Annotated in this window: 1 protein-coding gene; it reads right to left on the bottom strand. The window is 57.6% G+C overall.

Annotated elements, in window-relative coordinates; translation table 11 throughout:
- Positions 1-893: 893 nt before the first annotated feature.
- The gene (locus ABX749_RS31285; RefSeq protein WP_372899485.1) at positions 894-1,829 is read right to left on the bottom strand and encodes a class I SAM-dependent methyltransferase; all 936 of its coding nucleotides are present in this window, start codon (positions 1,827-1,829) and stop codon (positions 894-896) included.
- Positions 1,830-1,906: the final 77 nt, after the last annotated feature.

Raw genomic sequence — 1,906 nt, 5'->3', positions numbered from 1 at the left:
TGCTAAAAGTTCGGGGTTGACGGCTTTTTCCTTTGCGCAGGTTTCATTCCTGAAATGCCTGGCACCCGTTTCCCCGTTGTAGGACACGGAGCAAAAGATTGAAAATTGCAAAATGAAAACTTCCAATTGCAAATTTGCATTTTTCAATTTTCAATTTTCAATTTGCAATCTTCCGTCCGTCCAGGTTCCTCACGCCCCATCCTGCCTCAGCTGAAGCGAGGCCGAGCGGTGACGAAATCAGAAGGAAGCCGTCTGTTGAACCCCGCTGGGGTTCCCCTGTCCTCTGCGCCCCCACCCCGGGGTGCGCTTCGCGACCCCGGGCTTTGTTGTGGCACCGCTCTGCGGTGTGCACCACAGAGCGGTGCTTAGCCCAAATGTCGCTCAGTAATACAATCGACGTCTCCCGGGCATCACCCATCCTCCGCGCCCGCTGCACTCGTTTGCCACGATCATCGCTGCCGTCTCCAGACCGTCTGCTTCCCGAATCTCTTGGCCGCAGTTCATCAACGCTGTGCTGCCAACGGCGTTCTGATCTCAAGGGTGCACTTCCAATATCCTAAAGCGCTCGACTCCCAACCAACGGCGCGTCGTGCGTTCGCTCGGATTCGTCTTCGAGTCAAAGAAAAACACCCTCGGACCACACGACGCGAGTGACGGAGGAGTCATGCGTCTGCGGATCACTCAACGGGCCACGAGAGATCAAGACGCCGACCGCACCAAAACGCTGACGACCTACGGCCTGTGGATTCAAGAAGCTGGCGTCAGCCTGCCGCCCCGGACCACCTGTCCTCCGTTGTAGCCAACGGTAACGCCACATCGGACTCGGCGACCTCATCATGGAACGCGTCGGTACCGGAACCAATGACACGTCCCGAACACTTGGCAGCGGAAGGTTAGCGAACGATTCGCCAGCAGCGGTGGATGCGGCGGTTGCGGAAATCTTCCGGCACGGTCTGTTTGGAAATCTCGTGACACTCGGACACATCCAAATCCGCCGGATCGAACTTGAAGCGGCGAAAGTTGGTCGAAAAGAAAATCACGCCGCCCTTGCGCACCAACGGCAACAGCGTTTGCAACATCGGCACCGCATCGGTCTGCACGTTCCAATCACGCTCGGTCTTCTTGCTGCGTGAATACGTCGGCGGATCGAAGACGACCAAGTCGTAGCGTTCACCGGGAGGATGCTCGGCAATGAACTGGGCGACATCGCTGGCGATGAATGTATGTCCGTCTTGGCGTTTTTCGTCGATCAGTCCGTTGATCCGTAGATTCTCTTTCGTCCAGGAAAGGTACGTGTTGGAGAGATCAACGCTGGTCGTTTTGCGGGCGCCACCGGCCGCCGCGTAGACGGTGAAGGATCCAGTGTAGGAGAACAGATTGAGCAACCATTTTCCTTCGGCGAGGTCGCGGACCATCGAACGGGCGATGCGATGGTCGAGAAACAACCCGGTGTCGACATAGTCGTCCAAGTTGACGAGAAACTTCAAACCGCCTTCTTGAACCACGATCCGGTTTCCGGTGTGGTCGACTTTCTCGTGTTGCGTGTTGTCTTTCTGACGTCCACGGCGTTTGAAGTGAACGTTGGCCGGCGGCACGTCCAGCGTCTCGGCGGCGGTCCGCGCCATCAGATCCAACCAGTTGGCGTGCTGGGCGGGATCGCGATCATGGGGCCGTTCGTACTCGGTGATGTGCAAGTGGTCTTCGTAACGATCGACGATCAAGGGGATCTCGGGAATGTCGCGCTCGTACAACCGAAAACAAGTGATGTTGCGTTTGGTCGGCCAGCGCCGCAAATGTTTTGCGCGTTTGCGCAGCCGCGTCGCAAACAAGTCAGCCTGATGAATGGCCTTGTCATCCAGGTGACCAAACGCGGCCGGCCCGGCGGCGTGCGTGTACGGCTTGGCAG

The organism is Stieleria sp. (assembly GCF_041595215.1).
Taxonomy (GTDB): domain Bacteria; phylum Planctomycetota; class Planctomycetia; order Pirellulales; family Pirellulaceae; genus Stieleria; species Stieleria magnilauensis.
This window is presented reverse-complemented; position numbering and strand designations above follow the sequence as displayed.